Consider the following 24,979-nt stretch of genomic DNA (forward strand, 5'->3'; position numbering starts at 1 on the left):
AGCCCGCTCCCACGCTAAGACTCAGACCAGCGTGGGAGCGGGCTTGCCCCGCGATAGGGCCTTCAAGGCAGAAGAACAGTCGAACCGACAGTCCGCCGCGCCGACAACTCGCTCTGCGCCTTGGCCGCCTCACTCAACGGATACCGCTGCTGGATATCCACCACCAGCTTGCCGCTGGCGATCATCGCGAACAGGTCATCGGCCATGGCCTGGGTGTTCTCGGCGTTGTTGGCATAGCTCGCCAGCGTCGGCCGGGTGACATACAGCGAACCCTTCTGCGACAAGATCCCCAGGTTCACCCCGGTCACCGCGCCAGAGGCATTGCCGAAGCTCACCATCAACCCACGCGGCTTCAGGCAATCCAGCGAAGTCAACCAGGTATCCGCCCCCACGCCGTCGTACACCACCGGGCATTTCTGACCGTCGGTCAGTTCCAGCACCCGCTGGGCCACGTCTTCACGGCTGTAGTCGATGGTCGCCCAGGCCCCGAGTGCCTTGGCCCGTTCGGCCTTCTCGGCAGAGCTGACAGTACCGATCAGCTTGGCACCCAACGCTTTGGCCCATTGGCAAGCCAGCGACCCCACGCCACCGGCAGCCGCATGGAACAGCACGAAATCACCCGGCTGCACGGCATAGGTCTGCTTGAGCAGGTACTGCGTGGTCAGCCCCTTGAGCATCACCGCCGCCGCCTGCTCGAAGCTGATCGCCTCCGGCAGCTTGACCAGGTTGGCCTCCGGCAGCGTGTGCACCTCGCTGTAGGCCCCCAGCGGCCCACCGGCATAAGCCACGCGGTCGTCGACCCTGATCCGGCTGACGCCCTCGCCCACTGCCTCGACCACACCCGCCGCTTCGGTACCCAGCCCGGAAGGCAGCGACGGCGGCGCATACAGCCCGCCACGGAAATAGGTGTCAATGAAGTTCAGGCCGATCGCATGGTTGCGCACGCGCACCTGCTGCGGGCCGGGCGGCGCCGGGTCGAATTCCATCAGCTGCAACACTTCCGGGCCGCCATGCTGGCTGAACTGAATACGCTTGGCCATCACACACTCCTGTCTTGAGGGTCGCAAAGGCCTTCTATCGGACGCCTTTGCTTGATCGCCGTCAACTGCGGCGCGGGGTTTGCCGGTGGTATGCTACGCGGCGAATTTTCCCCGCTCCTTCCAGGTGACCCGATGACCAGCCGCACCGAGGCCGTGAAAGCCTACCTGCTCGACCTGCAAGACCGCATCTGCACTGCCCTCGAGAACGAAGACGGCGGCGCCCGCTTCGTCGAGGATGCCTGGGTGCGCGATGCCGGCGGCGGCGGTCGCACGCGGGTGATCGGCGACGGCAAGGTGATCGAGAAAGGCGGCGTCAACTTCTCCCACGTGTTCGGCAGCGGCCTGCCGCCGTCGGCCAGTGCCCACCGCCCGGAGCTGGCGGGCCGTGGTTTCGAGGCGCTGGGCGTGTCGCTGGTGATCCACCCGCACAACCCGCATGTGCCGACTTCCCACGCCAACGTGCGGTTCTTCATCGCCGAAAAAGAAGGCGAAGAGGCCGTGTGGTGGTTCGGCGGCGGCTTCGACCTGACCCCGTACTACGGCAATGAAGAAGACTGCGTGCACTGGCACCGTGTGGCCGAGCAGGCCTGCGCACCGTTCGGCGCCGACGTGTACCCGCGCTACAAGGCCTGGTGCGACCGCTACTTCCACCTCAAGCACCGTGGCGAGCCACGCGGCATTGGCGGCCTGTTCTTCGATGACCTGAACGAGTGGGACTTCGACACCTGCTTCGCCTTCATCCGCGCCATCGGTGACGCCTATGTGCAGGCCTACCTGCCGATCGTCCAGCGCCGCAAGGGCACGCCGTACACCCCCGCGCAGCGCGAATTCCAGGAATACCGCCGTGGCCGCTACGTCGAGTTCAACCTGGTCTACGACCGTGGCACCCTGTTCGGCCTGCAGTCCGGTGGCCGTACCGAGTCGATCCTGATGTCGCTGCCGCCGCAAGTGCGCTGGGGCTACGACTGGAAAGCCGAACCTGGCAGTGAAGAAGCGCGCCTGACCGAGTACTTCCTGCAAGACCGCGACTGGCTCGCCCAGTAAGCCTGTGGATAAAAGAGGAACCGCAATGGACCAGTACGTCGTTTTCGGTAACCCCATCGGCCACAGCAAGTCGCCGTTGATCCACCGCCTGTTCGCCGACCAGACCGGCGAGGCCCTGGAGTACGCCACCCTGCTGGCGCCGCTGGACGAGTTCAGCGACTGCGCCCGTGGCTTCTTCAAGCAAGGCAGCGGCGCCAACGTCACCGTGCCGTTCAAGGAAGAGGCCTACCGCCTGTGCGACAGCCTCACCCCACGCGCCCAGCGTGCCGGTGCGGTGAACACCCTGACCAAGCTGGCCGACGGTAGGTTGCAAGGCGACAACACCGACGGCGCCGGGCTGGTGCGCGACCTCACCGTCAACGCCGGGGTCGAGCTGGCTGGCAAGCGCATCCTGATCCTCGGCGCCGGTGGCGCGGTGCGCGGTGTGCTGGAGCCGATCCTGGCGCACAAGCCACAGTCGCTGGTGATCGCCAACCGCACGGTGGAGAAGGCCGAGCAACTGGCCCGTGAGTTCGATGAGCTGGGGCCGGTGGTGGCCAGTGGTTTCAGCTGGTTGCAGGAGCCGGTGGACGTGATCATCAACGCCACCTCGGCAAGCCTGGCTGGCGAGCTGCCGCCGATTGCCGACAGCCTGGTCGAAGCGGGACGTACCGTCTGCTACGACATGATGTATGGCAAGGAACCGACGCCGTTCTGCCAGTGGGCGAGCAAGCTGGGCGCGGCCAAGGTGCTGGACGGGTTGGGGATGTTGGCGGAGCAGGCGGCCGAGGCGTTCTTTATCTGGCGTGGGGTTCGGCCGGAGACCGGGCCGGTGCTGGATGAACTGCGCCGGCAGCTAACTCGCGGCTGAGCTTGATATCCAATCGCGGGGCAAGCCCGCTCCCACGCCATGATCAGAGGCTGGCGTGGGAGCGGGCTTCCCCTTCCAACACAAGGAGCGGGGTTTGGTGGGGGGATGTCCTTCCCCCGCGATTAATCCTCGAACCTGATCGGACAACCTTGGGCTCCTTCCAGCTTCTGTAACTCATCGATTACCTGTGGCCTTGCCCGCTGCAACGTCAGGCTCCCGCCATTGCGCAGTAAACGCCGCGCCTCGCGGTGCAACATATCCACACCCGAATAATCGATGAAGTTCACCTGCCGTGCATCGATCACCACATGCGGCCCCTGGCAGCGCTGCAGGCGCACCTGCAGGTAGTGCGCCGCGCCGAAGAAGATCGACCCGCCCACCCGCAAGATGTCCGCCTCCCCCTCCCGGCTCTGCTGCACCCGTGGCCGCGACGTGCGCTTGAGGTAGAAGAACAACGAGGCCAGCACCCCGGCATAGATCGCCGTCTGCAGCTCCAGCAGCAGCGTCGCGGCCGCCGTCAGCGCCATCACCAGGAACTCCGAGCGGCTGACCCGGAACAGCGCGCGAATGCCGCGATGGTCCACCAGCCCCCAGCAGATCAGCAGGATGCTCCCCGCCATCGCCGGGATCGGCAGATGGGCGATCAGCCCGGCGCCGGTCACGGCGAACAGCGCCACCCACAATGCCGAGAACACCCCGGCCAGCGGCGAGCGGGCGCCGGCGTCATAACTCAACCCCGAACGGGTGAACGAGCCGGAGGACAGGTACCCGGAGAAGAACGCACCCACGATATTCGACAGCCCCTGGGCGCGGATTTCCTGGTTGGCGTCGATCAACTGTTCCGAGCGTGCGGACAACGAACGGGCGATGGACAGGCTGGTGACCAAGCCGAGCATGCCGACCGCCACGGCGCTGGGCAGCAGGCGCAGCATCAGCTCTACATCCAACAGCGGCAGTGGGCTCAGCGGCGGCAGTTGGCCGGTGAAGGCCGGCACCTGTGGCACATGGCCGAACACAGCAGGAAGCAGCCAGGCCACCAGGCTGACCAGCAGCAGACTTATCAACAGGCTCGGCCAGCGCGGGCGCCACAGCTTCAGAGCGATACCGATCACCAGCGTGGCCAGGCCCAGAGCCAGCGAGGGCACATCCACTTCGCCCATGTGCCCGGCCAGGTCCTGCACGGTCCTGAGCGCCGTGGCCTGGCTTGGCAGGTCCATCCCCAGCAGGTTCGGCAGTTGCCCAAGCGCGATGACGATGGCGGCGCCGAGGGTAAAACCGAGCACCACCGAATGAGAGACGAAATTGACCAGCGCACCGAAGCGCAAAAGCCCCAGCAACAATTGGAAGAGGCCGCCGAGGAAGGTCAACAACAGCACCAGGGTTACGTAGTCAGCGCTGCCAGCCACGGCCAGCGGGCTGATACTGGCGTAGAGGACGATGGAAATGGCGGCAGTGGGGCCGCAGATCAGGTGCCAGGACGAGCCCCACAGGCAGGCGATCAGCACCGGGACGATGGCTGCATACAGGCCGTATTCGGCGGGCAGGCCGGCGATCAGGGCATAGGCGATGGACTGCGGCAGGGCGAGGATGGCGCCGCTCAGGCCCACCAGCAGGTCCTGGCGCAGGCTGCGGCCCGATTGACGGGGCAGCCAGGTGAGGAAGGGCAGCAGGTGGGTCAGGCGCGGCATAGTTATCCAAGGTCCTGGATGAGCGGGGGCGTGGGAGCGGGCTTGCCCCGCGATGGCATCAGTGAATCCACCATCGCATCGCGGGGCAAGTCGCAGCGGCGAACCGCCGCTCCCACGTTACAGTTTCGCCTCTACGGCTTTACGGGCATCAGCACCGGCTTTGGTGGTCACGCCCGCCAACCACCCTTCCAACAGCTCGGGATGCGCCCTCACCCAACCCCTGGCCGCCTCGTCGAAGCTCACCTTCTTATCCAAAACCTCAGCCATGATGCTGTTCTCCATGTCCAGCGAGAACTTCAGGTTGCCCAGCAGCTTCGCCGCATTCGGGCACGCTTGTGGATATCCCTTGCGGGTCAGGGTGTAGACATCGCCCTTGCTGCCGAACCATTTCTCCCCACCCGTGAGGTAATGCATTTTCAGCTTCACGTTCATCGGGTGCGGGGTCCAGCCAAGGAAGGTGATGAACTGCTGCTTCTTCACCGCCCGGTCCACCTGCGCCAGCATTGCCTGCTCGCTGGACTCGACCAGTTTCCACTGCCCCAGGTCGAACTCGTTCTTGTCGATGATCTCTTTCAGCGACAGGTTGGCCGGCGCGCCCGAACCAATGCCGTAGAGCTTCTTGTCGAACTGCTCGGCATGCTTTTGCAGGTCGGCGAAGTCCTTCACGCCCGCGTTCCATACATAGTCGGGCACCGCCAGGGTGAACTCGGTGCCTTGCAGATTCTTCGCCAGTTGCTGCACATCGCCATTGGCGATGAACTTGTCATGGAAGCCCTGCTGCGCCGGCATCCAGTTGCCGAGGAAGGCATCCACCCGGCCATCCTTGAGGCCGCCGTAGATGATCGGCACGGCCAGGCTGTCGATCTTTACCTGGTAACCCAGGCTTTCCAGCAGCAGCCGGGCCAGGGCGTTGGTGCTGGCGATATCGCTCCAGCCGGGGTCGGCCAGTTTCACGGTGCTGCATTGCGCGTCGCTGTCGGCGGCATGGGCCGTGCCCAGGCTCAGGGCCAGGGCGAGCACGGCGGTGGAGAACTTCTGCATGGCGGCCTCTCTTCTCAATCCAGGGGTGCGGGCTGTGGATAACGTGCCTTGCGCTCGAGGTCGTCGAGATCGATGTGGTTGCGCATGTACTGTTGGCTGGCGTCCACCAGCGGTTGGTGGTCCCAGCTCTTCAGCGTGCCGATGGCCAGCGCCTCGGCCACCAGGCGGCGGCGGCGCTGGCTGGCCAGCACCTGCTGGCGCAGCGCGGGGATGTCCCAGCGTTGCCTGGCTTCATCGACAAATGCCTGCAGCAGCGCCTGGTGGTCCGGGCTGCCGGTGAGGTTCTCCCGCTCGTGCGGGTCGCGGCTCAGGTCATAGAGTAAACAGGGGTCGTCCTCGCTGTACACGAACTTGTAGGCGCCACGGCGGATCATCATCAGCGGGCCGACCGTGCCTTCGGCCATGTATTCGCCGATCACCTCGTCATGCCCGCCCTGCCCTTGCAGATGGCCGAGCAGCGAGCGGCCGTCCAGGTGCAGGTGGTTATCCACAGCGCCGCCGGCCAGTTCCACCAGGGTTGGCAACAGGTCGCAGGTGGAGACGCTGGCGCTGACGCGGGCCGCCCCGAAGCGCTTGGGCGCATGGATCAACAGCGGCACCCGCGCCGACATCTCGAACCAGTGCATCTTGTACCAGAGCCCGCGCTCGCCAAGCATGTCGCCGTGGTCGCCGGAAAACACGATCAGGGTGTCGTCGGCCAGGCCACAGTCCTCGAGGGTCTGCAGCAGCTTGCCGATGTTGTCGTCGATGTAGCTGCAGGCGCCGAAGTAGGCGCGGCGGGCGTCGCGGATCTTGTCCACGGGCAGCGGCTTGTTCCAAAGGTCGTAGACCTTGAGCAGGCGTTGCGAGTGCGGGTCCTGCTCGGCCTGGGCAATTTCGTCCTGCGGCAGCGGGATATCCACATCCTGGTACAGGTCCCAGTAGCGCTTGGGGATGGTGTACGGGTCGTGGGGGTGGGTCATGGAGACGGTCAGGCAGAACGGCCGGCCGTCATCCTCGCGTACATGGTCGTAGAGGTATTGGCGCGCCTTGAACACCACCTCTTCATCGAAATCCAGCTGGTTGGTGCGCACGCAGGGCCCGGCCTGCAGCACCGAGGACATGTTGTGGTACCAGCTCGGGCGCTGGTCGGGGGCGTCCCAGTTCACCGCCCAGCCGTAGTCGGCCGGGTAGATGTCGCTGGTCAGCCGCGTTTCGTAGCCGTGCAACTGGTCCGGGCCACAGAAGTGCATCTTGCCCGACAGCGCGGTGCGGTAGCCGAGGCGGCGCAGGTAGTGGGCGTAGGTGGGCACGTCGGCGGGGAAGTCGGCGGCGTTGTCATAGGCGCCGATGCGGCTGGGCAACTGGCCGCTGACCAGGGTGAAGCGCGACGGCGCGCACAGCGGGCTGTTGCAGTAGGCACTGTCGAACACCACGGCCTGCTCGGCGAGGCGGGCCAGGTTGGGCATCTTGATCGGCGACGGGTTGTAGATCGGCAGCAAGGGGGCGGCCATCTGATCGGCCATGATGAACAGGATGTTGGGTCGCTTCATGGGGGCCTTCCATCGTCGAGGGTTATGGGTACCACTTGCAATCCAGCATGCGGCTGTGGATAACAGGGGTAAAGCCCATGCCGGGCAATGACTGGGATTAGCCAAGCTTATGTTTGAGCACCTTGCCGACCTGCCCCTCGACACCCTGCGCGTGTTCGAGGCCGCCGCCCGCCTGCGCAGCTTCACCACTGCCGCCGTGGAACTGGGCACCACCCAGCCGGCGGTAAGCCAGCAGATGAAGCGCCTGGAGGCGCAGCTGGGCACGCGGTTGTTCGACCGGATCTACCGGGGCATCGAGCTGACCGAGGCTGGCTTGCTGTTGTTCGAGCAGGTGCACCAGGGCTTGCAGGCGATGGACGATGGCGTTGCCCAAGCCAGTGGGCGCGGCCAGCGCGAGGTGCTGCAGGTGGCTACCGACTTCGCCTTTGCGGCGTTCTGGCTGATGCCGCGCTTGCAGCGTTTTCATGAGGCTTATCCACAGGTGGACGTGAGCCTGGTGACCGGCGAGCGCAGCCAGGCGATGTTGCGCCCGGACATCGATGTGGCGGTGCTGTTCGGCGATGGGCGCTTCCATCAGGGCGAGAGCCGCTGGCTGTTCGATGAGGAAGTTTTCCCGGTGTGCAGCCCTCGGCTGATTCATGGCAAACCCTTGTCAGCCGAGGCTTTGCAACGATTGCCCCTGCTCCATTTGCGGGGTGAGCAGGCCAGTCGCTGGTTCGACTGGGCGGGGGTGTTTCGCGGGTTTGGCGTGGACAGCCCGCCACCGGCCGGGCAGTTGCGGTTCGACAATTACACGCTGCTGATTCAGGCGGCGATTGCCGGGCAAGGGGTGGCGATTGGGTGGGCGCACCTGGTTGATGGGTTAGTCGAGCAGGGGTTGTTGTGCCGGCCGTTGGAAGGGAGTTTGCGCTCGAAGCGGGGGTATTACGCGGTGCTGCCGCCGCGTAAGCGGCGTGGGGCGTTGATCGAGCGGTTTGTGGATTGGTTGGAGCAGGAGCGTGGCGTGTGATGTCGTAATCGCGGGGCAAGCCCGCTCCCACGAGGGCTTGCCCATGGAGCCTGTAGCGCTGATGCTAAGGCGAACCCGGTGCAATTAGGAGACATCGTGCAAAGGATCAAGGGCTACCACGCCCACGTGTACTACGACGCATCGACCATGGAGCAGGCCCGCGAGCTGTGCGAAGAGGCGACGCGGCTGTTTCCGGTGACCATGGGGCGCATGCACCAGAAACCGGTCGGGCCGCACCCGGACTGGAGCTGCCAGCTGGCGTTCGGGCCGGAGGTGGTTGGCGTGGTGCTGCCGTGGCTGGCGCTGTATCGCAAGGGGCTGGTGGTGTTCCTGCACCCGGAAACCGGGGATGAGCTGGCGGATCACCGCGATCATGCGATCTGGATGGGGGCGATCAGGCCGTTGGATCTGTCGATCTTTGGTGCTTGATGCAACGTGGGAGCGGCGGTTCGGCGTTCCGACTTGCCCCGCGATAGCGGCGGTGAGTCCACCATCGTCATCGCGGGGCAAGCCCGCTCCCACAAATGCACCTACGCCGCGAATCAGGCGCGTGCCGCGCGTACCCCTTCAGCCAGCGCCGAGCACAGGCTCAGCACGTCGTTAACAGCCTGGTCGTCGCTCTTGGCCTGGGCGATCTTGTCGACCAGCGCCGACCCTACCACCACACCGTCGGCCAGACGCGCGATGGCCGCTGCCTGCTCCGGCGTGCGGATACCAAAGCCAACGCTGATCGGCAGGTCGGTATGCCGGCGCAGCCGGGCCACCGCCTCGGTCACATGCTCGGTGGTCGCCGAGCCCGCACCGGTTACCCCAGCCACCGACACGTAGTAGACGAACCCGGAGCTGCGCTCCAGCACGCGGGGCAGGCGCGCGTCGTCGGTGGTCGGGGTGGTCAGGCGGATGAAGTCGATGCCTGCAGCCTGGGCTGGGGTGGCCAGCTCGGCGTCGTGCTCTGGCGGCAGGTCGACGATGATCAGGCCATCGACACCCGCCGCTTTCGCCTCGGCGACGAACTTGTCCACACCGAACCGGTGGATCGGGTTGTAGTAACCCATCAGCACGATCGGCGTGGCCTGGTTGTCCACACGGAATTCACGCACCATCTGCAGGGTCTTGGCCAGGGTCTGGCCGGCTTCCAATGCGCGCAGGGTGGCAAGCTGGATGGCCACGCCGTCGGCCATCGGGTCGGTGAACGGCATGCCCAGCTCGATCACGTCGGCGCCGGCGGCCGGCAGGCCTTTGAGGATCTTCAGCGAGGCGTCATAGCCTGGGTCGCCAGCGGTGACGAAGGTGACCAGGGCGGCGCGGCCTTCGGCCTTCAGATCGGCGAAGCGTTGTTCGAGACGGCTCATGCCTGTTTCTCCTGGGCGGCCATGTGGTTCATCACGGTTTGCATATCCTTGTCGCCACGACCGGACAGGCAGATCACCATCAGGTGGTCCTTGGGCAGGGTCGGCGCGCGCTTGATCGCCTCGGCCAGGGCGTGGGAGCTTTCCAGCGCCGGGATGATGCCTTCGAGGCGGCAACTGATGTGGAAGGCGTCGAGGGCTTCGTCGTCGGTGATGCTGACGTATTCCACACGCTTCACTTCGTGCAGGTAGGCGTGCTCCGGGCCGATGCCGGGGTAGTCCAGGCCCGCGGAAATCGAGTGGGCGTCGGTGATCTGGCCGTCGTCGTCCTGCAGCAGGTAGGTGCGGTTGCCGTGCAGCACGCCCGGTACGCCGCCGTTGAGGCTGGCCGCGTGCTTGTCGGTGTGCACGCCGTGGCCGCCGGCTTCGACGCCGATGATCTTGACGCTTTCATCTTCGAGGAAGTCGTGGAACAGGCCCATGGCGTTGGAGCCGCCGCCGACGCAGGCGATCAGGCTGTCGGGCAGGCGCCCTTCCTTTTCTTGCAGCTGGGCGCGGGTTTCTTTGCCGATGATCGACTGGAAGTCGCGGACCATCGCCGGGTACGGGTGCGGGCCGGCCACGGTACCGATCAGGTAGAAGGTGTCGTCGACGTTGGTGACCCAGTCGCGCAGGGCCTCGTTCATGGCGTCCTTCAGGGTGCCGGTGCCGGCGGTGACCGGGACGATCTCGGCGCCCAGCAGCTTCATGCGGAACACGTTGGCCTGCTGGCGCTCGATGTCGGTGGCGCCCATGTAGATCACGCAGGGCAGGCCGAAACGCGCGGCGACGGTGGCGGTGGCCACGCCGTGCATGCCGGCGCCGGTCTCGGCGATCAGGCGTTTCTTGCCCATGCGCTTGGCCAGCAGCACCTGGCCGATGCAGTTGTTCACCTTGTGCGCGCCGGTGTGGTTGAGCTCTTCACGCTTGAAGAAGATCTTCGCGCCGCCGCAGTGTTCGGTCAGGCGTTCGGCGAAGTACAGCGGGTTGGGGCGGCCAATGTAGTCGCGCTGGAAGTAGGCCAGGTCCTCGAGGAACTTGGGGTCGGCCTTGGCGGCTTCGTATTCGCGGGCAAGGTCCAGCACCAGCGGCATCAGGGTTTCGGCCACGTAGCGGCCGCCGAACGAGCCGAACAGGCCGTTGGCGTCGGGGCCGGGGCGGTATTGGGACTGGGACATGGGGCGCTCCATAAACGAATTTGACAGAGTGACTGCGCCAGCGTGGGAGCGGGCTTGCCCCGCGATGCGGCTGACGCTGGTCGATGAGGCCTACTCTAACCAGCACACGCCGCCCTGAAAACCGATAAGATTGCGCAAACCTGTCAGGAAATCTCACAAGTCATATGGCCCAGGATCTTCCCCCGCTCAACGCCTTGCGGGCCTTCGAGGCCACCGCCCGGCTCAACAGTGTCAGCCAGGCCGCCGAAGCGCTGCATGTGACCCATGGAGCGGTCAGCCGGCAGATCAAGGTGCTCGAAGAACACCTTGGGGTGGCGTTGTTCGTCAAGGACGGGCGCGGCGTCAAACTCACAGATGCCGGTGTGCGCCTGCGCGATGCCAGCTTCGAGGCGTTCGACCGTTTGCGCGGCGTGTGTGCCGAGCTTTCGCGCACGGCAGACGAAGCGCCGTTCGTGCTCGGCTGCTCCGGCAGCCTGCTGGCGCGCTGGTTCATCCCGCGTCTCGGGCGTTTGAAAGCGGACCTGCCGGAGTTGCGCCTGCACCTGTCAGCGGGCGAAGGCGACCTCGATCCGCGGCGCCCAGGGTTGGACGCGCTGCTGGTGTATGCCGAGCCGCCGTGGCCGGCGGACATGCAGGTGCATGTGCTCGCCGAGGAGCGAATCGGCCCGGTGCTGAGCCCGCACTTCGAAGGCTTCGATCGTTTGAAAGCCGCGCCAGCCGTGGCTTTGCAACGAGAAACAGTGCTCCACACCACCTCGCGACCGCAGGCGTGGCCGACCTGGGCAGCGCAGCAGGGCCTGGCGCCTGAAGCCTTGAATTACGGCCAGGCTTTCGAGCATCTGTACTACCTGCTGGAAGCGGCGGTAGCCGGGCTGGGCGTGGCCATCGCGCCACAGCCACTGGTAGCCGACGACCTGAAGGCCGGACGGCTGGCAGCACCCTGGGGCTTTTCACCCACCCGTGCGGCCTTGGCCCTGTGGGTACCACGGCGCGCCGATGACGGTCGCGCCGAGCAACTGGCGCAGTGGCTGCGCCAGGAGCTGCAACGGCAGGCGGGTTAGTTGCGGCGGCACAGCAGGTAGGCGGCCAGCAGGCCAAGGGCGCCAACGGCCACACCGGCGGCGGTCCAGGGGTGTTCCTGGGCGTAGTCGCGGGTGGCGATACCGGTTTCGCGGGTTCGGGTTTTGACATCTGCATAGGCATCGCTGAGCAAGCTGCGCGAGTGCTTGAGGGCGCTTTCGGCACTGCCGCGCAGCGCCTTCATGGTTTTCTGCGATTCTTCCGAGGCGTCGTGCTTGAGGTGTTCCAAGGTCTTGAGCAGGCTCTCGATCTCGGCTTCCATGCTTTCCAGCGACGCTTTGCGCAGCGAGTTATGGGCCATGGTGACTCTCCTTCGCGGTGGATGAGGTGTACAGGGTGCGACTGCGCGGCGGGCTGAAAGTGCGATCGAACTTTCATCTGCGCCATTGGCTCGCAGGTAAACCAGGCCGGCACTGCTAGGCTGAACTGACACTTCATCCAAGGAGCGCACTCATGAGCGATCATCACACTTACAAGAAGATCGAGCTGGTCGGGTCCTCGCCCACCAGCATCGAAGAGGCGATCAACAATGCCCTGGCCGAGGCCGGCAAGAGCATCAAGCACCTGGAATGGTTCGAGGTGATCGATACCCGCGGGCATATCCGCGACAACAAGGCCGCGCACTTCCAGGTGACGCTGAAGGTGGGTTTCCGCATCGCCAACAGCTGACAGGCAGCCGGGCTGGCTTTGCCCGGCATGATGCGGTAATAGGTTTGCAGGGCGCACAGGCTGCGCCCTTTTCGACTTTGATCTGTACAAGGAACGCGATAGATGAAGAAGTTGATTGTGGCAGTAGGCCTGATGGTGCTGGCCGGCGGTGCGATGGCGGCGGGCAAGCCGTGCGAAGAGCTCAAGGCTGAGATCGCCGCGAAGCTGGATGCCAAGGGCGTGAAGGGTTATTCGCTGGAGATCGTCAACAAAGGCGACCCGGCGGGCAAGGTGGTGGGTACCTGTGAGGGTGGCGCCAAAGAGATTGTCTACCGGCGGGGCTGATGCCGTGCGTTTTTCGCGGGTAAACCCGCTCCCACAGCTACTCCACTGTTACCAAAGTCAGTGGAATACCTGTGGGAGCGGGTTTACCCACGAAGCAATTTCTTCGGTCTTTAGGGCCTGCGCCATCAATTCATAGGACCGGATCCGGTCTGCATGTTCATACAGGTCACTGGTAAAGATCAGCTCATCCGCCCCGGTCTGCTCCAGCAGTACCTCCACCTTGGCCCGCACCTTCCGCGGGCTGCCGATCATCGCCAGGCCCAGGAAACTGCTCACCGCGTCGCGCTCGTGAGGCAGCCACAGGCCGTTCATGCTCTCGACGGGCGGGCGCTGCATCAGGCTTTGGCCACGGATCAACGCCAGGATGCGCTGGTACACCGAGGTGGCCAGGTATTCAGCCTTCTCGTCGGTTTCGGCCACCACCATCGGCACCCCGAGCATCACGTAGGGCTTGTCCAGTGTGGTGGAAGGCTTGAAGTGGTCACGGTAGATACGGATGGCCTCGTGCATGTAACGCGGCGCGAAGTGCGAGGCGAAGGCGTACGGCATGCCGCGCATGCCGGCCAGCTGGGCGCTGAACAGGCTGGAACCGAGCAGCCACATCGGCACCTCGGTGTCGTGGCCGGGCACGGCGATGACCTTCTGGTCGTCGGTGCGTGGGCCGAGGTAGCGCGACAGCTCTTCGACGTCATCCGGGAAATCGTCGGCGCTGCCGGAGCGCTCGCGGCGTAAGGCGCGGGCGGTCATCTGGTCGGAGCCGGGGGCGCGGCCCAGGCCCAGGTCGATGCGGCCCGGGTACAGGCTGGCGAGGGTGCCGAACTGTTCGGCGACCACCAGCGGTGCGTGGTTGGGCAACATCACCCCGCCAGAGCCGACGCGAATGGTAGAGGTGCCGCCGGCCAGGTAACCGATCAGCACGGCGGTGGCCGAGCTGGCGATGCCATCCATGTTGTGGTGCTCGGCCACCCAGAAGCGGTGATAACCAAAGCGTTCGGCGTGTTGCGCCAGGTCCAGCGAGTTGCGCAGCGCTTGCGCCGGGCCGCCGTCGGCGCGCACGGGCACCAGGTCGAGGGTGGAATACTTCAGGTCTCGCAGGTGCGTCATCGAAAGCCTCCGCAGCAGAGTGGTTGGCCAAAGGCCTTGCAGACTCTGTATGGGCACATTCGAAGGATTCAATGCCTGCCGGTGGATTGATCTGAACTTGGCGTGGGCAGGGGCCTCACAACCATAAGCATCCAACCCTGTGACCAGGAGGCAACATGAAGAAGACAGCATCGGCGATCTGGCAAGGTGGCCTGAAAGATGGCCATGGCCTGTTGTCCACCGAAAGCGGCGCGCTCAAGCAGAACCCCTACGGCTTCAACACCCGCTTCGAGGGTATCCCGGGGACCAACCCTGAAGAGCTGATCGGCGCGGCCCATGCCGGGTGTTTCTCCATGGCCCTGTCGATGATGCTGGGCGAGGCGGGCCTGACCCCGGAGCGCATCGACACCTTTGCCGAAGTGAGCTTGGACAAGCAGGCCGACGGCTTCGCCATCACGGCGGTGCACCTGACGCTCAAGGCGAAAGTGCCGGGCGCCAGCGAGGCGCAGTTCCAGGAGATCGCCAACAAGGCCAAGGCCGGTTGTCCGGTGTCCAAAGTACTGAACGCGACGATTAGCCTGGATGCGACCTTGCTGACCTAGGCCGGCGCAACGGCGGCGGTTTGCGGTAGTCTAACCAGCATCGGCAGCCCGCCTGCCCTTTTAGGAGTGGTTCCATGATCCGCGTAGCAATTGCCGTGCTGGCCTCCCTGATGGCCACGGGTGCACTGGCCGCAGTCAAGCCGTGCGAGGAACTCAAGGCCGAGATCGAGGCGAAGATCCAGGCGCGCGGGGTCACCTCGTACACGCTGGAGATCGTGCCGAACAGTGAAGTCCATGATCAGAGCATGATCGTGGGGAGCTGTGAGGGTGGGACCAAGAAGATCATTTATCAGAAGAATGATCGGTAAGCCCTGATGATGCTGGGGCTGCAAAGCAGCCCCGCGTTAGCTTCAGGGAATGCAGAAGACATTGCTCGGCTCATTCACCACCACCTTGCGGTTGGCGTCGTACAGCAGCACCTGCGGCTGCATCACAGGCGCTCGCGCCTCCAGACGGTAACGCTCGCCGGCCTTGAAGTCGTCGTAGCGCACGGTGAGGTAGCAGGTGCGCTCGGTCGGGTCGGTACTGAAGCCGCCGGAATACACCTCGAAGTCGAAGCGCACCACCAGCTCATGCTTGCCCGGCGTCACCTGGAAGTAGCGGCCATCCTCGAGCCGCTTGCCGTCCAGGCGGTCGGCCATGAGGGTACGGCCGGGGGTCACGGTGTACATGTCGATCCAGGCCTTGCCTGGGTCGACTGGCGGCAAGGGGCTGGCGCAAGCCCCCAGTGCGCTGATGGCGAACAGCATCATGGGCTGGCGCATGGCGAAACTCCCGCTCGCGATTCACAGGCCATAAGCATAGCGCCGTTCGCGGCCTTCAGGTGCGCTGGCAGCCTGCCGGTTCGCCTTGGCCGATCAGTTTGCCCTGCTGGTCGTAGAGCTTGACCCATGGGCGCAAACCAATGCTGCCCGCCTGCATCTGGTAGCGCTGGCCGGCATTGAAGTCCTTGAAGGTGAGGTTGAGCTGGCAATCGCGCCACAGCGGCTCGTCGACCGGGCCGATATTGCTCGGCGCCACGGGGAACTGGTAGCGCACGGTCAGCTCGTGATTGCCGGGCTGCACCTCGAAATAGCGGTTGTCGGCCCAGGCGCGTTCATCCACCTGCACGGCATGCAGCGAGGTGTTGTCGTGCGGGGCCAGGTCGATCCAGGCCTGGTTCGGGTCCGGGTCGGGCAAGGTGGCACAACCGGATAGCAGCATGAGTGTGCCCACGGCAAACCGAGTACGCATGGCGAAGCTCCCCCTTGGCAAGATAGTCTTGGTCGCATTCGGCCGACGAGCGAGATAGACAGCCTCGATGTTTGGACTTTTTCTTTTCACGCGCTGCAGCCGTCGGGGTCTGGACCGCGTTTTCACCCGCTTGGTTCCCGCAGCGCTCGGCGTCCTGCTGAGCGGTTGTTCCAGCCTGGGTTACTACGGCCAGTTGGCCGAGGGGCAATGGCAGCTGTTGCGGGCGCGCCAGCCCGTGGCGCAGGTGATCGACGACCCGGCCACTCGCCCGGAGCTGCGCCAGCACCTGCAGTTCGCCCAACAGGCCCGGGTGTTTGCCAGTGAGCAGCTGAAACTGCCGGACAACGGCAGTTACCGGGTGTATGCCGAGCTGGGCCGGCCCTACGTAGTGTGGAATGTGTTCGCCACCCCCGAACTGTCGCTGCAGCCAGTCACCCATTGCTTCCCTATCGCCGGCTGTGTGGCCTATCGCGGCTATTACCAGCAGGGTGCGGCCCGCGGTGCGGCGGCGTTGATGCGCGAGCAAGGGCTGGATGTCTATGTCGGGGGTGTGGAGGCGTATTCGACGCTGGGCTGGTTCGACGACCCGATCCTTTCCAGCATGGTCGGTTGGGGCGGCGAGCGCCTGGCCACGGTGATCTTCCATGAGCTGGCGCACCAGCGCTTCTATGTGCAGGACGATACCGAGTTCAACGAGTCGTTCGCCTCCTTCGTCGAGCAGGAAGGCACCCGGCAATGGCGCGCGGCGCGTGGGCTGGCAGCGGTTGAAGAGCGTGGCGCCGGGCAACGCGATGCCTTCATTCGCCTGGTGTTGGCCAGCCGCCAGCGCTTGCAGGCGATCTATGCCGGGCCGCTGGATGAAGCGGGCAAGCGAGTGGCCAAGCAGGCGGAGTTCGAGCGATTGCGGCGCGAGTACCGTGAGGTGCGGGATCGCGAATGGGCGGGGGATCGGCGTTTCGATGCCTGGATCTTTGCGCCGATGAACAATGCGAAGTTGTTGCCGTTTGGTCTTTATGACCAGTGGGTGCCGGCGTTTTCGCAGCTTTTCAAGGAAGTTGGTGGGGATTGGCTGGTTTTCTATCAGCGAGTTGAGGCATTGGGGCGATTGCCGATCGAGCAGCGCAAATTGGCGTTGGCAAAGCTGGCCTCATCGCGGGGCAAGCCCGCTCCCACGCTGTGGTCTGCTCCCAAGAGTTGACTTGGTGTCCAACTGCTTGGGGGGGGCGGTCCAGGGATCAGTGTGGGGGAGTGGGCTTGCCCCGCGATGAGGTTTGAATCAGCGCACGAACGCCTGGTGCATCTCGGCCAAGGTCTCGAAATGGAACGCCGGCGCTTCGGCTTCCAGTTCCTCGCGGCTACCAAAGCCATACCCCACCGCCACCGCCTGCAAGCCATTGCTGCGCGCGCCGATCAGGTCGTGCTTGCGGTCACCGATCATCAAGGTCTGCGCCGGGTCCAGCCCTTCCTCGTCCAACAGGTGACGGATCAGCTCGACCTTGTTGGTCCGGGTGCCATCCAGCTCGCTGCCGTAGATCACCTTGAAGTGCTGGTCGAAGGCGAAGTGGCGGGCGATCTCGCGGGCAAACTCCCACGGCTTGGAGGTGGCGATATACAGCGTACGGCCTTGGCCGTTGAGCGCCTGCAGCAGCTCCGGCACGCCGTCGAACACCCGATTTTCGTACAACCCGGTCACCTTGAAGCGCTCGCGGTAGAAGTTCACCGCGTCCCAGGCCTTGGCTTCGTCGAAGTGGTAGAACTGCATGAACGCCTGCAGCAGGGGCGGGCCAATGAAGTGTTCGAGGCGGGTAAGGTCCGGCTCGTCGATGCCCAGTTTGGCCAGGGCGTACTGGATCGAGCGGGTGATGCCCAGGCGCGGGTCGGTCAGGGTGCCGTCGAGGTCGAAGAGGATGTTCTGCTGGTGCATGGTTTTCTCGGTGCCTGAAAAGGTGTTTCGTGGGAGCGGGCTTGCCCCGCGATGGCGGCAGCAATACCAACCTCTGCTGACTGGGCCAACGCAATCGCGGGGCAAGCCCGCTCCCACGGGCAGAAACTGGGTTTACTGGTCGTAGCCTTCGGCCAGGTGCTGGTCCTTGAGCTTGACGTAGTTGCCGGCGCTGTAGGCGAAGAAAGCGTGTTCCTGTTCGCTCAGCAGCCGCACCTGTTTCACTGGGCTGCCCATGTACAGGTACCCGCTGGCCAGGCGTTTGCCCGGGGGCACCAGGCTGCCGGCACCGATGATCACCTCGTCCTCGACGATGGCGCCATCCATGATGGTGCTGCCCATGCCCACCAGGATGCGGTTGCCCAGGGTACAGCCATGCAGCATGACTTTGTGACCGATGGTCACCTCGTCGCCGATGATCAACGGGAAGCCATCCGGGTTGAAGGGCCCGGCGTGGGTGATGTGCAACACGCTGCCATCCTGCACGCTGGTGCGCGCGCCGATGCGGATGCGGTGCATGTCGCCGCGCACCACCGTCAGTGGCCAGATCGAGCTGTCGTCACCGATCTCGACGTCGCCGATGACCACCGCCGAACGGTCGACGAAGGCCCGTGCTCCCACTTTCGGCGTGTGTTCCTGGAAGGTCCGGAGGGCCATGATAGTGTTCCTCTGCAATGCCGATAGGCAGGCTGCCTGCTGCGGTCGGCGTCGATTGTAATTAAGATGGTCCCGTGTTTCTCCTGCCAAGGTACCCGAACCGTGAGTGCGAACAACCCGCTGCTGCAGTCCCACGATCTGCCGCCCTTCTCGGCCATCCGCGCCGAGCATGTGCTGCCGGCGATCGAGCAGATCCTTGCCGACAACCGCAAGGCCATCGCCGACATCCTCGAGAAGCAGGGCAACAACCCGAGCTGGGCCGGCCTGGTGCTGGCCATGGACGAACTGAACGATCGCCTGGCCGCCGCCTGGAGCCCGGTCAGCCACCTCAACGCGGTGTGCAACAGCCAGGCGCTGCGCGAGGCCTACGAGTCCTGCCTGCCGGCCCTGAGCGCCTATTCCACCGAACTGGGCCAGAACCGCGCCCTGTTCGACGCCTATCAAGCCCTGGCCAACAGCCCTGAGGCTGCGAGCTTCGATGTGGCGCAGAAGACCATCATCGAGCACGCCCTGCGCGATTTCCGCCTGTCGGGCATCGACCTGCCGGCCGACCAGCAGCAGCGCTACGCCGAAGTGCAGAGCACGCTCAGCGAGCTGGGCAGCCGCTTCTCCAACCAGCTGCTCGATGCCACCCAGGCCTGGACCAAGCACGTCACCGACGAAGCCGCGCTGGCCGGCCTGACCGACTCGGCCAAGGCGCAGATGGCTGCCGCCGCCCAGGCGAAAGGCCTCGATGGCTGGCTGATCACCCTCGAATTCCCCAGCTACTACGCGGTGATGACCTACGCCAGCGACCGCGCCCTGCGCGAAGAGCTGTACGCCGCCTACTGCACCCGCGCCTCCGACCAGGGCCCGAATGCCGGCCAGTTCGACAACGGCCCGGTGATGGAGCAGATCCTCGACCTGCGCCAGGAACTGGCCAAGCTGCTGGGCTACCCGAACTTCGCCGAGCTGAGCCTGGCCACCAAGATGGCCGAGTCCAGCGACCAGGTGCTGGGCTTCCTGCGTGACCTGGCCAAGCGTTCCAAGCCGTTCGCTGCCCAGGACCTGGCGCAGCTCAAGGCCTACGCCGCCGAGCAAGGCACCCCGGAACTGGCCAGCTGGGATGCCGGTTACTTCGGCGAGAAGCTGCGCGAGCAGCGCTACAGCGTGTCCCAGGAAGCCCTGCGCGCCTACTTCCCGATCGACAAGGTGCTGACCGGCCTGTTCGCCATCGTCCAGCGCCTGTACGGCATCGAAATCGCCGAGCTCAAAGGCTTCGACGCCTGGCACCCGGATGTGCGCCTGTTCGAGATCAAGGAAAACGGCCAGCACGTCGGCCGCTTCTTCTTCGACCTCTACGCCCGCGCCAACAAGCGCGGCGGTGCCTGGATGGACGGCGCCCGCGACCGTCGCCGCACCGCGGCCGGCAGCCTGCAGAGCCCGGTGGCCAACCTGGTGTGCAACTTCACCCCGGCCGCGCCCGGCAAGCCTGCGCTGCTGACCCACGATGAAGTCACCACGCTGTTCCACGAGTTCGGCCACGGCCTGCACCACCTGCTGACCCGCATCGAGCATGCCGGTGTGTCCGGCATCAACGGCGTGGCCTGGGACGCGGTGGAGCTGCCGAGCCAGTTCATGGAGAACTGGTGCTGGGAGCCGCAAGGCCTGGCGCTGATCTCCGGCCATTACGAAACCGGCGAGCCACTGCCCCAGGACCTGCTGGACAAGATGCTGGCGGCGAAGAACTTCCAGTCCGGCATGATGATGGTGCGCCAGCTGGAGTTCTCGCTGTTCGACTTCGAACTGCACGCCACCCACGGTGACGGTCGCAGCGTGCTGCAGGTGCTCGAGGGCGTGCGCGACGAAGTCACGGTGATGCGCCCGCCAGCGTACAACCGCTTCCCCAACAGCTTCGCGCACATTTTCGCCGGCGGTTATGCGGCGGGCTACTACAGCTACAAGTGGGCCGAAGTGCTGTCGGCCGACGCCTTCTCGCGCTTTGAAGAGGAAGGCGTGCTCAATGCCGAGACCGGCCGCGCGTTCCGCGAGGCGATCCTGGCGCGGGGCGGTTCCCGCGAGCCGATGGTGCTGTTCGTCGACTTCCGTGGCCGTGAACCTTCCATCAATGCATTGCTGCGCCACTGCGGCCTGAGCGAGGACGCAGCGGCATGAGTGAGGTAGCCGTGAGCAAGACCAAGCGACGCTTCATCGCCGGGGCCGTGTGCCCGGCATGCAGCGAGATGGACAAGCTGATGATGTGGAGCGAAGACGACGTGCCGCACCGCGAGTGCATGGCCTGCGGGTTCACCGATACCTTGAATGAGCAGGGGCTGTCGGTGCCCAAGGAACTGGGCACCCGGGTCAACCAGCTGGCGCCGAAGGCAGCGCCGGTAAAAGTACAGGTGCAGACGGTGCAGTTCTTCCCAAATCCGAAGCTGAAGAAGCCGCAGGACTAAAGGCAAATCGCGGGGCAAGCCCGCTCCCACGTCCTGATCCGTGGGCTGCCCCCAAAGCAGTTGGACACCAAACCAACTCTTGGGGACAGATCACAGCGTGGGAGCGGCGGTGCGCCGATGCGACTTGCCCCGCGATGACCGGCACTGGCCTTCATGACAAACCCGGATTACTGTATGCGCATACAGTAATCCGGGTTTTCATCATGAAGCCAGCCCCCCTCCGTGGCCGTGGCACCACCGCCAACCCCCACAACCGCTTCGCCCCCAACCATTCGGTGGCCGAGGACGACGGCTGGTACCAGGAAGTCCCGCTCACCCAGGGCACTGAGGTGCGGATCGAGCTGGCCAAGACCATCATCGCCCGCAACACCTCCCCCGACCTGCCCTTCGACCGCTCCATCAACCCCTACCGCGGCTGCGAGCACGGTTGCATCTACTGCTACGCCCGCCCCAGCCACGCCTACTGGGACCTCTCCCCCGGCCTGGACTTCGAAACCAAGCTGATCGCCAAGACCAACGCCGCCGAGGTGCTCGAACAGCAACTGAGCAAACCGGGCTACGTCTGCGCGCCGATCAACCTGGGCTCCAACACCGACCCCTACCAGCCCATCGAACGCGAGCAGCAACTCACACGCCGGCTGCTGGAGGTGCTGCTGCGCTACCGGCACCCGGTGACCATCGTCACCAAAGGCTCGCTGGTGCTGCGTGACCTCGACCTGTTAAGCGAACTGGCCAGCCAGCGCCTGGCACGCGTGATGATCAGCCTCACCACTCTCGACGATGAGCTCAAGCGCACGCTGGAGCCCCGTGCCGCCGCGCCGAAAGCGCGTTTGCGCGCGATTCGGGTGTTGCGCGAGGCTGGAGTGCCGGTGGGCGTGCTGTGTTCGCCGATGATCCCGATGATCAACGACAGTGAGCTGGAGCGCCTGCTGGAGGCGGCAAAAGAAGCCGGCGCGCAGAGTGCGGCGTACATGATGCTGCGCCTGCCGCTGGAGGTGGCGCCGCTGTTCGAGCAGTGGCTGCGCGATCACTACCCGCAACGCGCCGACCATGTGCTGAGCCTGATCCGCCAGAGCCGGGGTGGCGCGCTGTACGACAGCCGGTTTGGCGCACGAATGCGTGGTGAAGGGGTGTTCGCCGAACTGCTGGAGCAACGGTTTCGCAAGGCGGCCAGGCACCTGGGGTTCGAGGGGCGGGAGGAGCTGGCGTTGGATTGCAGCGCTTTCTGCCCTCCAGGCGGGCAGATGGCATTGTTCTGAATACATCTGTGGGAGCGGCTTTAGCCGCGAACCCCCGGCAAGGCCGGGGCTACCACCGCGTCGCCTGATTCGCGGCTGAAGCCGCTCCCACAAGGTAGGCGTCACCCCCTGCAAAGCTACCCCCAGCGTCGCTAATGCTAGGCATCAAAATCAATAGAGGGTATTGGCATCTGATGCTTTTTTGCTATTATCCAGATCCCGCCTAAAACCTCTGGAACGCCCGTTCTAGAGCCGTCCAAATTAAGTTTCAGTTAAGTTTTCTCCGCTAGCGTAGGCCCCCAGTCCACCCCGACTGTGATCTATTGTCTGTGCGCGTCATCTAATCCCCGCATAGCCATAATCTTTCCCCGGTAACATGGAACTTACCTTCAAACCGTCAAGAGGATGAATCATGCCCGTCAAGGACCCATCCAAGGTTGTCCCGGCCGCACCCGCTGAAAGCGCCGATGCCGCCCTCAAGCATATCGTCGACGGCTTCCTGCGGTTCCACACCGAGGTCTTCCCCGAGCAGCAAGAGCTGTTCAAGAAGCTGGCCACCGCGCAGAAACCCCGCGCCATGTTCATCACCTGTGCCGACTCGCGCATCGTCCCCGAGTTGATCACCCAGAGTTCGCCTGGCGACCTGTTCGTCACCCGTAACGTCGGCAACGTGGTGCCGCCGTATGGGCAGATGAACGGTGGTGTTTCGAGCGCCATCGAGTACGCGGTCATGGCCCTGGGCGTGCACCACATCATCATCTGTGGCCACTCTGACTGCGGTGCCATGCGTGCGGTGCTCAACCCGCGTTCGCTGGACAAGATGCCGACGGTTTCCGCCTGGCTGCGTCACGCCGAAGTGGCGCGTACCGTGATCGAGGACAACTGCTCCTGCGGCAGCGAGCACGAAAGCATGCAGCTGCTGACCAAGGAAAACGTCATCGCCCAGCTGCATCACCTGCGTACCCACCCTTCGGTCGCCTCGCGCCTGGCGGCCGGCCAGTTGCACATCCATGGCTGGATCTACGACATCGAAACCAGCCAGATCGAAGCCTACGACGCTGCCAGCGACCGCTTCCTGCCGCTGACCGCGGGCGATTCGATCCCTTCTGCTACTCCGAGAGGCCGCTACTAAGCGACCCGACCACGCTGAACAAACCTTGATTGCCGGCTGCACCCCACGGGTGCGGCGCGGCCTTCGCCTGCCTTGAATTCCCCCGAACGCCTTGCCGGCAAACCCGCTGGCGGCCCGCGCCTGCGCGCGATTCGGGGTTCCCAGTGCTCGCGGCCAGAGGAATGGCCGTGAATCGATAAAGGAGCGTCATGGTGAACAAGACACAGATCAAAGCGGCATTGCCGCGTGAGTTGCTGGCCTCGGTGGTGGTGTTCCTGGTGGCCCTGCCGCTGTGTATGGGCATTGCCATCGCCTCTGGCTTGCCGCCGTCCAAGGGCCTGATCACCGGGATCATCGGCGGCATCGTGGTTGGCTTCATCGCCGGCTCACCGCTGCAGGTCAGCGGGCCCGCCGCCGGCCTGGCGGTGCTGGTGTTCGAGCTGGTGCGCCAGCACGGCGTGGCCATGCTTGGGCCGATCCTGCTGCTGGCGGGCCTGCTGCAGCTGCTGGCCGGGCGTTTGCGCCTGGGCTGCTGGTTCCGCGTCACGGCGCCGGCGGTGGTGTACGGCATGCTCGCCGGTATCGGCGTGCTGATTGTGCTGTCCCAGGTGCATGTGATGTTCGACGCCCCGCCACAGCCGTCGGGTGTGGATAACCTGCTGGGCTTCCCGGCCACGCTGGCTGCGGCGCTGCCGCTGGAAAGCGCAGGCAATGGCTGGCAGGCCGGCGCGCTGGGCCTGGGCACCATCGCCGTCATGTGGGGCTGGGACCGCTTGCGCCCGCAACGCCTGCGCTTCATTCCCGGCGCATTGCTGGGGGTGGCGGCGATGACCGCCATCAGCCTGTGGCTGGCGCTGCCGGTCAACCGGGTGCAGGTGCCGGCGGACCTGTCCGAAGCCATCGACTGGCTGCGCCCGGACGACCTGCTCAAGTTGGCCGACCCTACCCTGCTGGTGGCGGCCTTCGCCCTGGCCTTCATCGCCAGTGCCGAAACGCTGTTGTCGGCAGCAGCGGTGGACCGCATGCACAGTGGCCAGCGCTCGGACTTCGACCGTGAACTGTCGGCGCAAGGGGTCGGCAACATGCTCTGCGGTGTGCTCGGTGCGCTGCCGATGACCGGGGTGATCGTGCGCAGTTCGGCCAACGTGCAGGCCGGCGCGCAAACCCGCGCTTCGGCGATCCTGCATGGGGTGTGGTTGCTGGCATTTGTCGTCGCCCTGAGCAGCGTGCTGCAGCAGATCCCGGTGGCCAGCCTGGCGGGCGTGCTGGTGTACACCGGCGTGAAGCTGGTGGATTTCAAGGCGTTCCGAGGGTTGAGTCGTTATGGGCGGATGCCGATGTTCACGTATGCCGCGACGGCACTGGCGATCGTTTTCACCGACCTGCTCACCGGTGTGCTGCTGGGCTTTGCCCTCACCCTGCTGAAGCTGGCGCTGAAGGCGGCGCGGCTGAAGATCAACCTGGTGGCACTGGCCAAACCGGGGCACATGGAGCTGCGCCTGAGCGGGGCGGCGACCTTTCTCAAGGTGCCGGCGTTGACCCAGGTGCTGGGCACGGTGCCGGAAGGGACTACGCTGCATGTGCCGTTGGGCAACCTGAGCTACATCGACCATTCCTGCCTGGAACTGCTGGAGGATTGGGGGCGCAGCAGCGCGGCCAAGGGGACGCGGCTGGTGCTGGAGCAGCGGCGGTTGAAGCGGCGGGTTGAGGGACGGTTGCGGACTACGGCGGGGGTTGGGGCTTAACAGCATCGGGGGGGGGGGGGGGGGCCCCCCCCCCCCCCCCTCGCGGGGGGAAGCTTACCCCCCGACCATCTCCACTCACACACCCCA

At 65.1% G+C, this 24,979-nt stretch carries 27 protein-coding genes; 15 read left to right on the top strand and 12 right to left on the bottom strand.

Going from position 1 to position 24,979, the window contains the following annotated elements; translation table 11 throughout:
• Positions 1 to 62: 62 nt before the first annotated feature.
• Complete coding sequence (locus ACO6VM_RS14305) at positions 63 to 1,040, bottom strand: NADPH:quinone reductase (protein ID WP_401055995.1); 978 nt, start codon at positions 1,038 to 1,040, stop codon at positions 63 to 65.
• A 132-nt stretch (positions 1,041 to 1,172) separates the two neighbouring features.
• On the opposite strand from ACO6VM_RS14305, the gene hemF reads away from it, so the two are divergent.
• Together hemF and aroE are read left to right on the top strand one after the other, a co-directional pair.
• On the top strand, positions 1,173 to 2,084 hold the full coding sequence (hemF, locus tag ACO6VM_RS14310; RefSeq protein WP_401055997.1) for an oxygen-dependent coproporphyrinogen oxidase: 912 nt from the start codon (positions 1,173 to 1,175) through the stop codon (positions 2,082 to 2,084).
• A 25-nt stretch (positions 2,085 to 2,109) separates the two neighbouring features.
• Positions 2,110 to 2,934 carry a shikimate dehydrogenase gene (gene aroE / locus ACO6VM_RS14315; protein ID WP_401055999.1) on the top strand — a complete coding sequence of 275 codons (825 nt, stop codon included), beginning with the start codon at positions 2,110 to 2,112 and terminating at the stop codon, positions 2,932 to 2,934.
• 122 nt (positions 2,935 to 3,056) lie between these two features.
• On the opposite strand, the gene ACO6VM_RS14320 is transcribed toward aroE, so the two are convergent.
• The 3 genes from ACO6VM_RS14320 to betC all read right to left on the bottom strand — a co-directional run bounded on the left by ACO6VM_RS14320 (position 3,057) and on the right by betC (position 7,195).
• Positions 3,057 to 4,622 carry a SulP family inorganic anion transporter gene (locus tag ACO6VM_RS14320; protein WP_401056000.1) on the bottom strand — a complete coding sequence of 522 codons (1,566 nt, stop codon included), beginning with the start codon at positions 4,620 to 4,622 and terminating at the stop codon, positions 3,057 to 3,059.
• Between the two features lie 117 nt (positions 4,623 to 4,739).
• Positions 4,740 to 5,663: a choline ABC transporter substrate-binding protein gene (choX, locus tag ACO6VM_RS14325; RefSeq protein ID WP_401056002.1), complete on the bottom strand. Its 924-nt coding sequence runs from the start codon at positions 5,661 to 5,663 to the stop codon at positions 4,740 to 4,742.
• A gap of 14 nt (positions 5,664 to 5,677) precedes the next feature.
• Positions 5,678 to 7,195 carry a choline-sulfatase gene (gene betC, locus ACO6VM_RS14330; RefSeq protein ID WP_401056004.1) on the bottom strand — a complete coding sequence of 506 codons (1,518 nt, stop codon included), beginning with the start codon at positions 7,193 to 7,195 and terminating at the stop codon, positions 5,678 to 5,680.
• Between the two features lie 109 nt (positions 7,196 to 7,304).
• Here betC and ACO6VM_RS14335 point away from each other — a divergent pair, with 109 nt between their 5' ends.
• On the top strand, positions 7,305 to 8,204 hold the full coding sequence (locus ACO6VM_RS14335; RefSeq protein ID WP_401056006.1) for a choline sulfate utilization transcriptional regulator: 900 nt from the start codon (positions 7,305 to 7,307) through the stop codon (positions 8,202 to 8,204).
• A gap of 96 nt (positions 8,205 to 8,300) precedes the next feature.
• The gene (locus ACO6VM_RS14340) at positions 8,301 to 8,633 is read left to right on the top strand and encodes a DOPA 4,5-dioxygenase family protein (RefSeq protein WP_028688720.1); all 333 of its coding nucleotides are present in this window, start codon (positions 8,301 to 8,303) and stop codon (positions 8,631 to 8,633) included.
• A gap of 113 nt (positions 8,634 to 8,746) precedes the next feature.
• On the opposite strand, the gene trpA is transcribed toward ACO6VM_RS14340, so the two are convergent.
• A complete protein-coding gene (gene trpA / locus ACO6VM_RS14345) occupies positions 8,747 to 9,556 on the bottom strand; it encodes a tryptophan synthase subunit alpha (RefSeq protein WP_401056010.1) in 810 nt (269 codons plus the stop codon).
• On the bottom strand, positions 9,553 to 10,770 hold the full coding sequence (trpB, locus tag ACO6VM_RS14350; protein WP_125462047.1) for a tryptophan synthase subunit beta: 1,218 nt from the start codon (positions 10,768 to 10,770) through the stop codon (positions 9,553 to 9,555). Before trpB ends, trpA begins: the two co-directional genes overlap by 4 nt.
• A 164-nt stretch (positions 10,771 to 10,934) precedes the next feature.
• Between trpB and ACO6VM_RS14355 the strand changes: the two genes are divergently transcribed.
• Entirely contained in the window at positions 10,935 to 11,831 is an 897-nt protein-coding gene (locus ACO6VM_RS14355; protein ID WP_401056012.1) for a LysR family transcriptional regulator, read from the top strand.
• Here ACO6VM_RS14355 and ACO6VM_RS14360 read toward each other — a convergent pair.
• The gene (locus tag ACO6VM_RS14360; RefSeq protein WP_401056014.1) at positions 11,828 to 12,151 is read right to left on the bottom strand and encodes a DUF883 family protein; all 324 of its coding nucleotides are present in this window, start codon (positions 12,149 to 12,151) and stop codon (positions 11,828 to 11,830) included. The two genes, ACO6VM_RS14355 and ACO6VM_RS14360, sit on opposite strands and share 4 nt — an antisense overlap.
• Before the next feature lie 152 nt (positions 12,152 to 12,303).
• Here ACO6VM_RS14360 and ACO6VM_RS14365 point away from each other — a divergent pair, with 152 nt between their 5' ends.
• Positions 12,304 to 12,519, top strand: a complete 216-nt coding sequence (locus tag ACO6VM_RS14365) for a dodecin (protein ID WP_023632599.1) — start codon at positions 12,304 to 12,306, stop codon at positions 12,517 to 12,519.
• 102 nt (positions 12,520 to 12,621) lie between these two features.
• On the top strand, positions 12,622 to 12,843 hold the full coding sequence (locus tag ACO6VM_RS14370) for a DUF1161 domain-containing protein (RefSeq protein ID WP_153789033.1): 222 nt from the start codon (positions 12,622 to 12,624) through the stop codon (positions 12,841 to 12,843).
• Positions 12,844 to 12,900: 57 nt separating this feature from the next.
• Here ACO6VM_RS14370 and ACO6VM_RS14375 read toward each other — a convergent pair whose 3' ends face one another.
• On the bottom strand, positions 12,901 to 13,947 hold the full coding sequence (locus tag ACO6VM_RS14375) for an LLM class flavin-dependent oxidoreductase (protein ID WP_422403456.1): 1,047 nt from the start codon (positions 13,945 to 13,947) through the stop codon (positions 12,901 to 12,903).
• A gap of 155 nt (positions 13,948 to 14,102) precedes the next feature.
• On the opposite strand from ACO6VM_RS14375, the gene ACO6VM_RS14380 reads away from it, so the two are divergent.
• Positions 14,103 to 14,528: an OsmC family protein gene (locus ACO6VM_RS14380; RefSeq protein ID WP_125462052.1), complete on the top strand. Its 426-nt coding sequence runs from the start codon at positions 14,103 to 14,105 to the stop codon at positions 14,526 to 14,528.
• Between the two features lie 74 nt (positions 14,529 to 14,602).
• The gene (locus ACO6VM_RS14385) at positions 14,603 to 14,836 is read left to right on the top strand and encodes a DUF1161 domain-containing protein (RefSeq protein WP_401056018.1); all 234 of its coding nucleotides are present in this window, start codon (positions 14,603 to 14,605) and stop codon (positions 14,834 to 14,836) included.
• Between the two features lie 42 nt (positions 14,837 to 14,878).
• Here the strand turns inward: ACO6VM_RS14385 and ACO6VM_RS14390 are convergent, their stop codons facing one another.
• Positions 14,879 to 15,292 (bottom strand): hypothetical protein, encoded by a 414-nt coding sequence (locus ACO6VM_RS14390; protein ID WP_125462054.1) that lies wholly within the window; start codon positions 15,290 to 15,292, stop codon positions 14,879 to 14,881.
• Between the two features lie 55 nt (positions 15,293 to 15,347).
• Positions 15,348 to 15,761, bottom strand: a complete 414-nt coding sequence (locus ACO6VM_RS14395) for a hypothetical protein (protein ID WP_390970075.1) — start codon at positions 15,759 to 15,761, stop codon at positions 15,348 to 15,350.
• Positions 15,762 to 15,828: 67 nt separating this feature from the next.
• Between ACO6VM_RS14395 and ACO6VM_RS14400 the strand changes: the two genes are divergently transcribed.
• Positions 15,829 to 16,959 carry an aminopeptidase gene (locus tag ACO6VM_RS14400; protein ID WP_422403457.1) on the top strand — a complete coding sequence of 377 codons (1,131 nt, stop codon included), beginning with the start codon at positions 15,829 to 15,831 and terminating at the stop codon, positions 16,957 to 16,959.
• Between the two features lie 78 nt (positions 16,960 to 17,037).
• Here the strand turns inward: ACO6VM_RS14400 and ACO6VM_RS14405 are convergent, their stop codons facing one another.
• Together ACO6VM_RS14405 and ACO6VM_RS14410 are read right to left on the bottom strand one after the other, a co-directional pair.
• On the bottom strand, positions 17,038 to 17,685 hold the full coding sequence (locus ACO6VM_RS14405) for an HAD family hydrolase (protein WP_401056022.1): 648 nt from the start codon (positions 17,683 to 17,685) through the stop codon (positions 17,038 to 17,040).
• A 132-nt stretch (positions 17,686 to 17,817) separates the two neighbouring features.
• The gene (locus ACO6VM_RS14410; protein ID WP_110994105.1) at positions 17,818 to 18,360 is read right to left on the bottom strand and encodes a gamma carbonic anhydrase family protein; all 543 of its coding nucleotides are present in this window, start codon (positions 18,358 to 18,360) and stop codon (positions 17,818 to 17,820) included.
• A gap of 66 nt (positions 18,361 to 18,426) precedes the next feature.
• Between ACO6VM_RS14410 and prlC the strand changes: the two genes are divergently transcribed.
• The 5 genes from prlC to ACO6VM_RS14435 all read left to right on the top strand — a co-directional run bounded on the left by prlC (position 18,427) and on the right by ACO6VM_RS14435 (position 24,892).
• Complete coding sequence (gene prlC, locus ACO6VM_RS14415; protein ID WP_401056025.1) at positions 18,427 to 20,514, top strand: oligopeptidase A; 2,088 nt, start codon at positions 18,427 to 18,429, stop codon at positions 20,512 to 20,514.
• On the top strand, positions 20,511 to 20,798 hold the full coding sequence (locus tag ACO6VM_RS14420) for a YheV family putative zinc ribbon protein (RefSeq protein ID WP_153789025.1): 288 nt from the start codon (positions 20,511 to 20,513) through the stop codon (positions 20,796 to 20,798). Before prlC ends, ACO6VM_RS14420 begins: the two co-directional genes overlap by 4 nt.
• Positions 20,799 to 21,001: 203 nt before the next feature.
• Positions 21,002 to 22,057, top strand: coding sequence for a PA0069 family radical SAM protein (locus ACO6VM_RS14425; RefSeq protein WP_401056027.1), 1,056 nt, complete (start codon positions 21,002 to 21,004; stop codon positions 22,055 to 22,057).
• A 391-nt stretch (positions 22,058 to 22,448) separates the two neighbouring features.
• The gene (locus ACO6VM_RS14430) at positions 22,449 to 23,168 is read left to right on the top strand and encodes a carbonic anhydrase (protein WP_401056029.1); all 720 of its coding nucleotides are present in this window, start codon (positions 22,449 to 22,451) and stop codon (positions 23,166 to 23,168) included.
• Between the two features lie 188 nt (positions 23,169 to 23,356).
• On the top strand, positions 23,357 to 24,892 hold the full coding sequence (locus ACO6VM_RS14435) for a SulP family inorganic anion transporter (RefSeq protein ID WP_422403458.1): 1,536 nt from the start codon (positions 23,357 to 23,359) through the stop codon (positions 24,890 to 24,892).
• The last annotated feature ends 87 nt before the right edge of the window (positions 24,893 to 24,979 follow it).

This window comes from Pseudomonas sp. GZD-209 (genome assembly GCF_049310485.1).
In the GTDB taxonomy this organism is placed as follows: domain Bacteria; phylum Pseudomonadota; class Gammaproteobacteria; order Pseudomonadales; family Pseudomonadaceae; genus Aquipseudomonas; species Aquipseudomonas sichuanensis.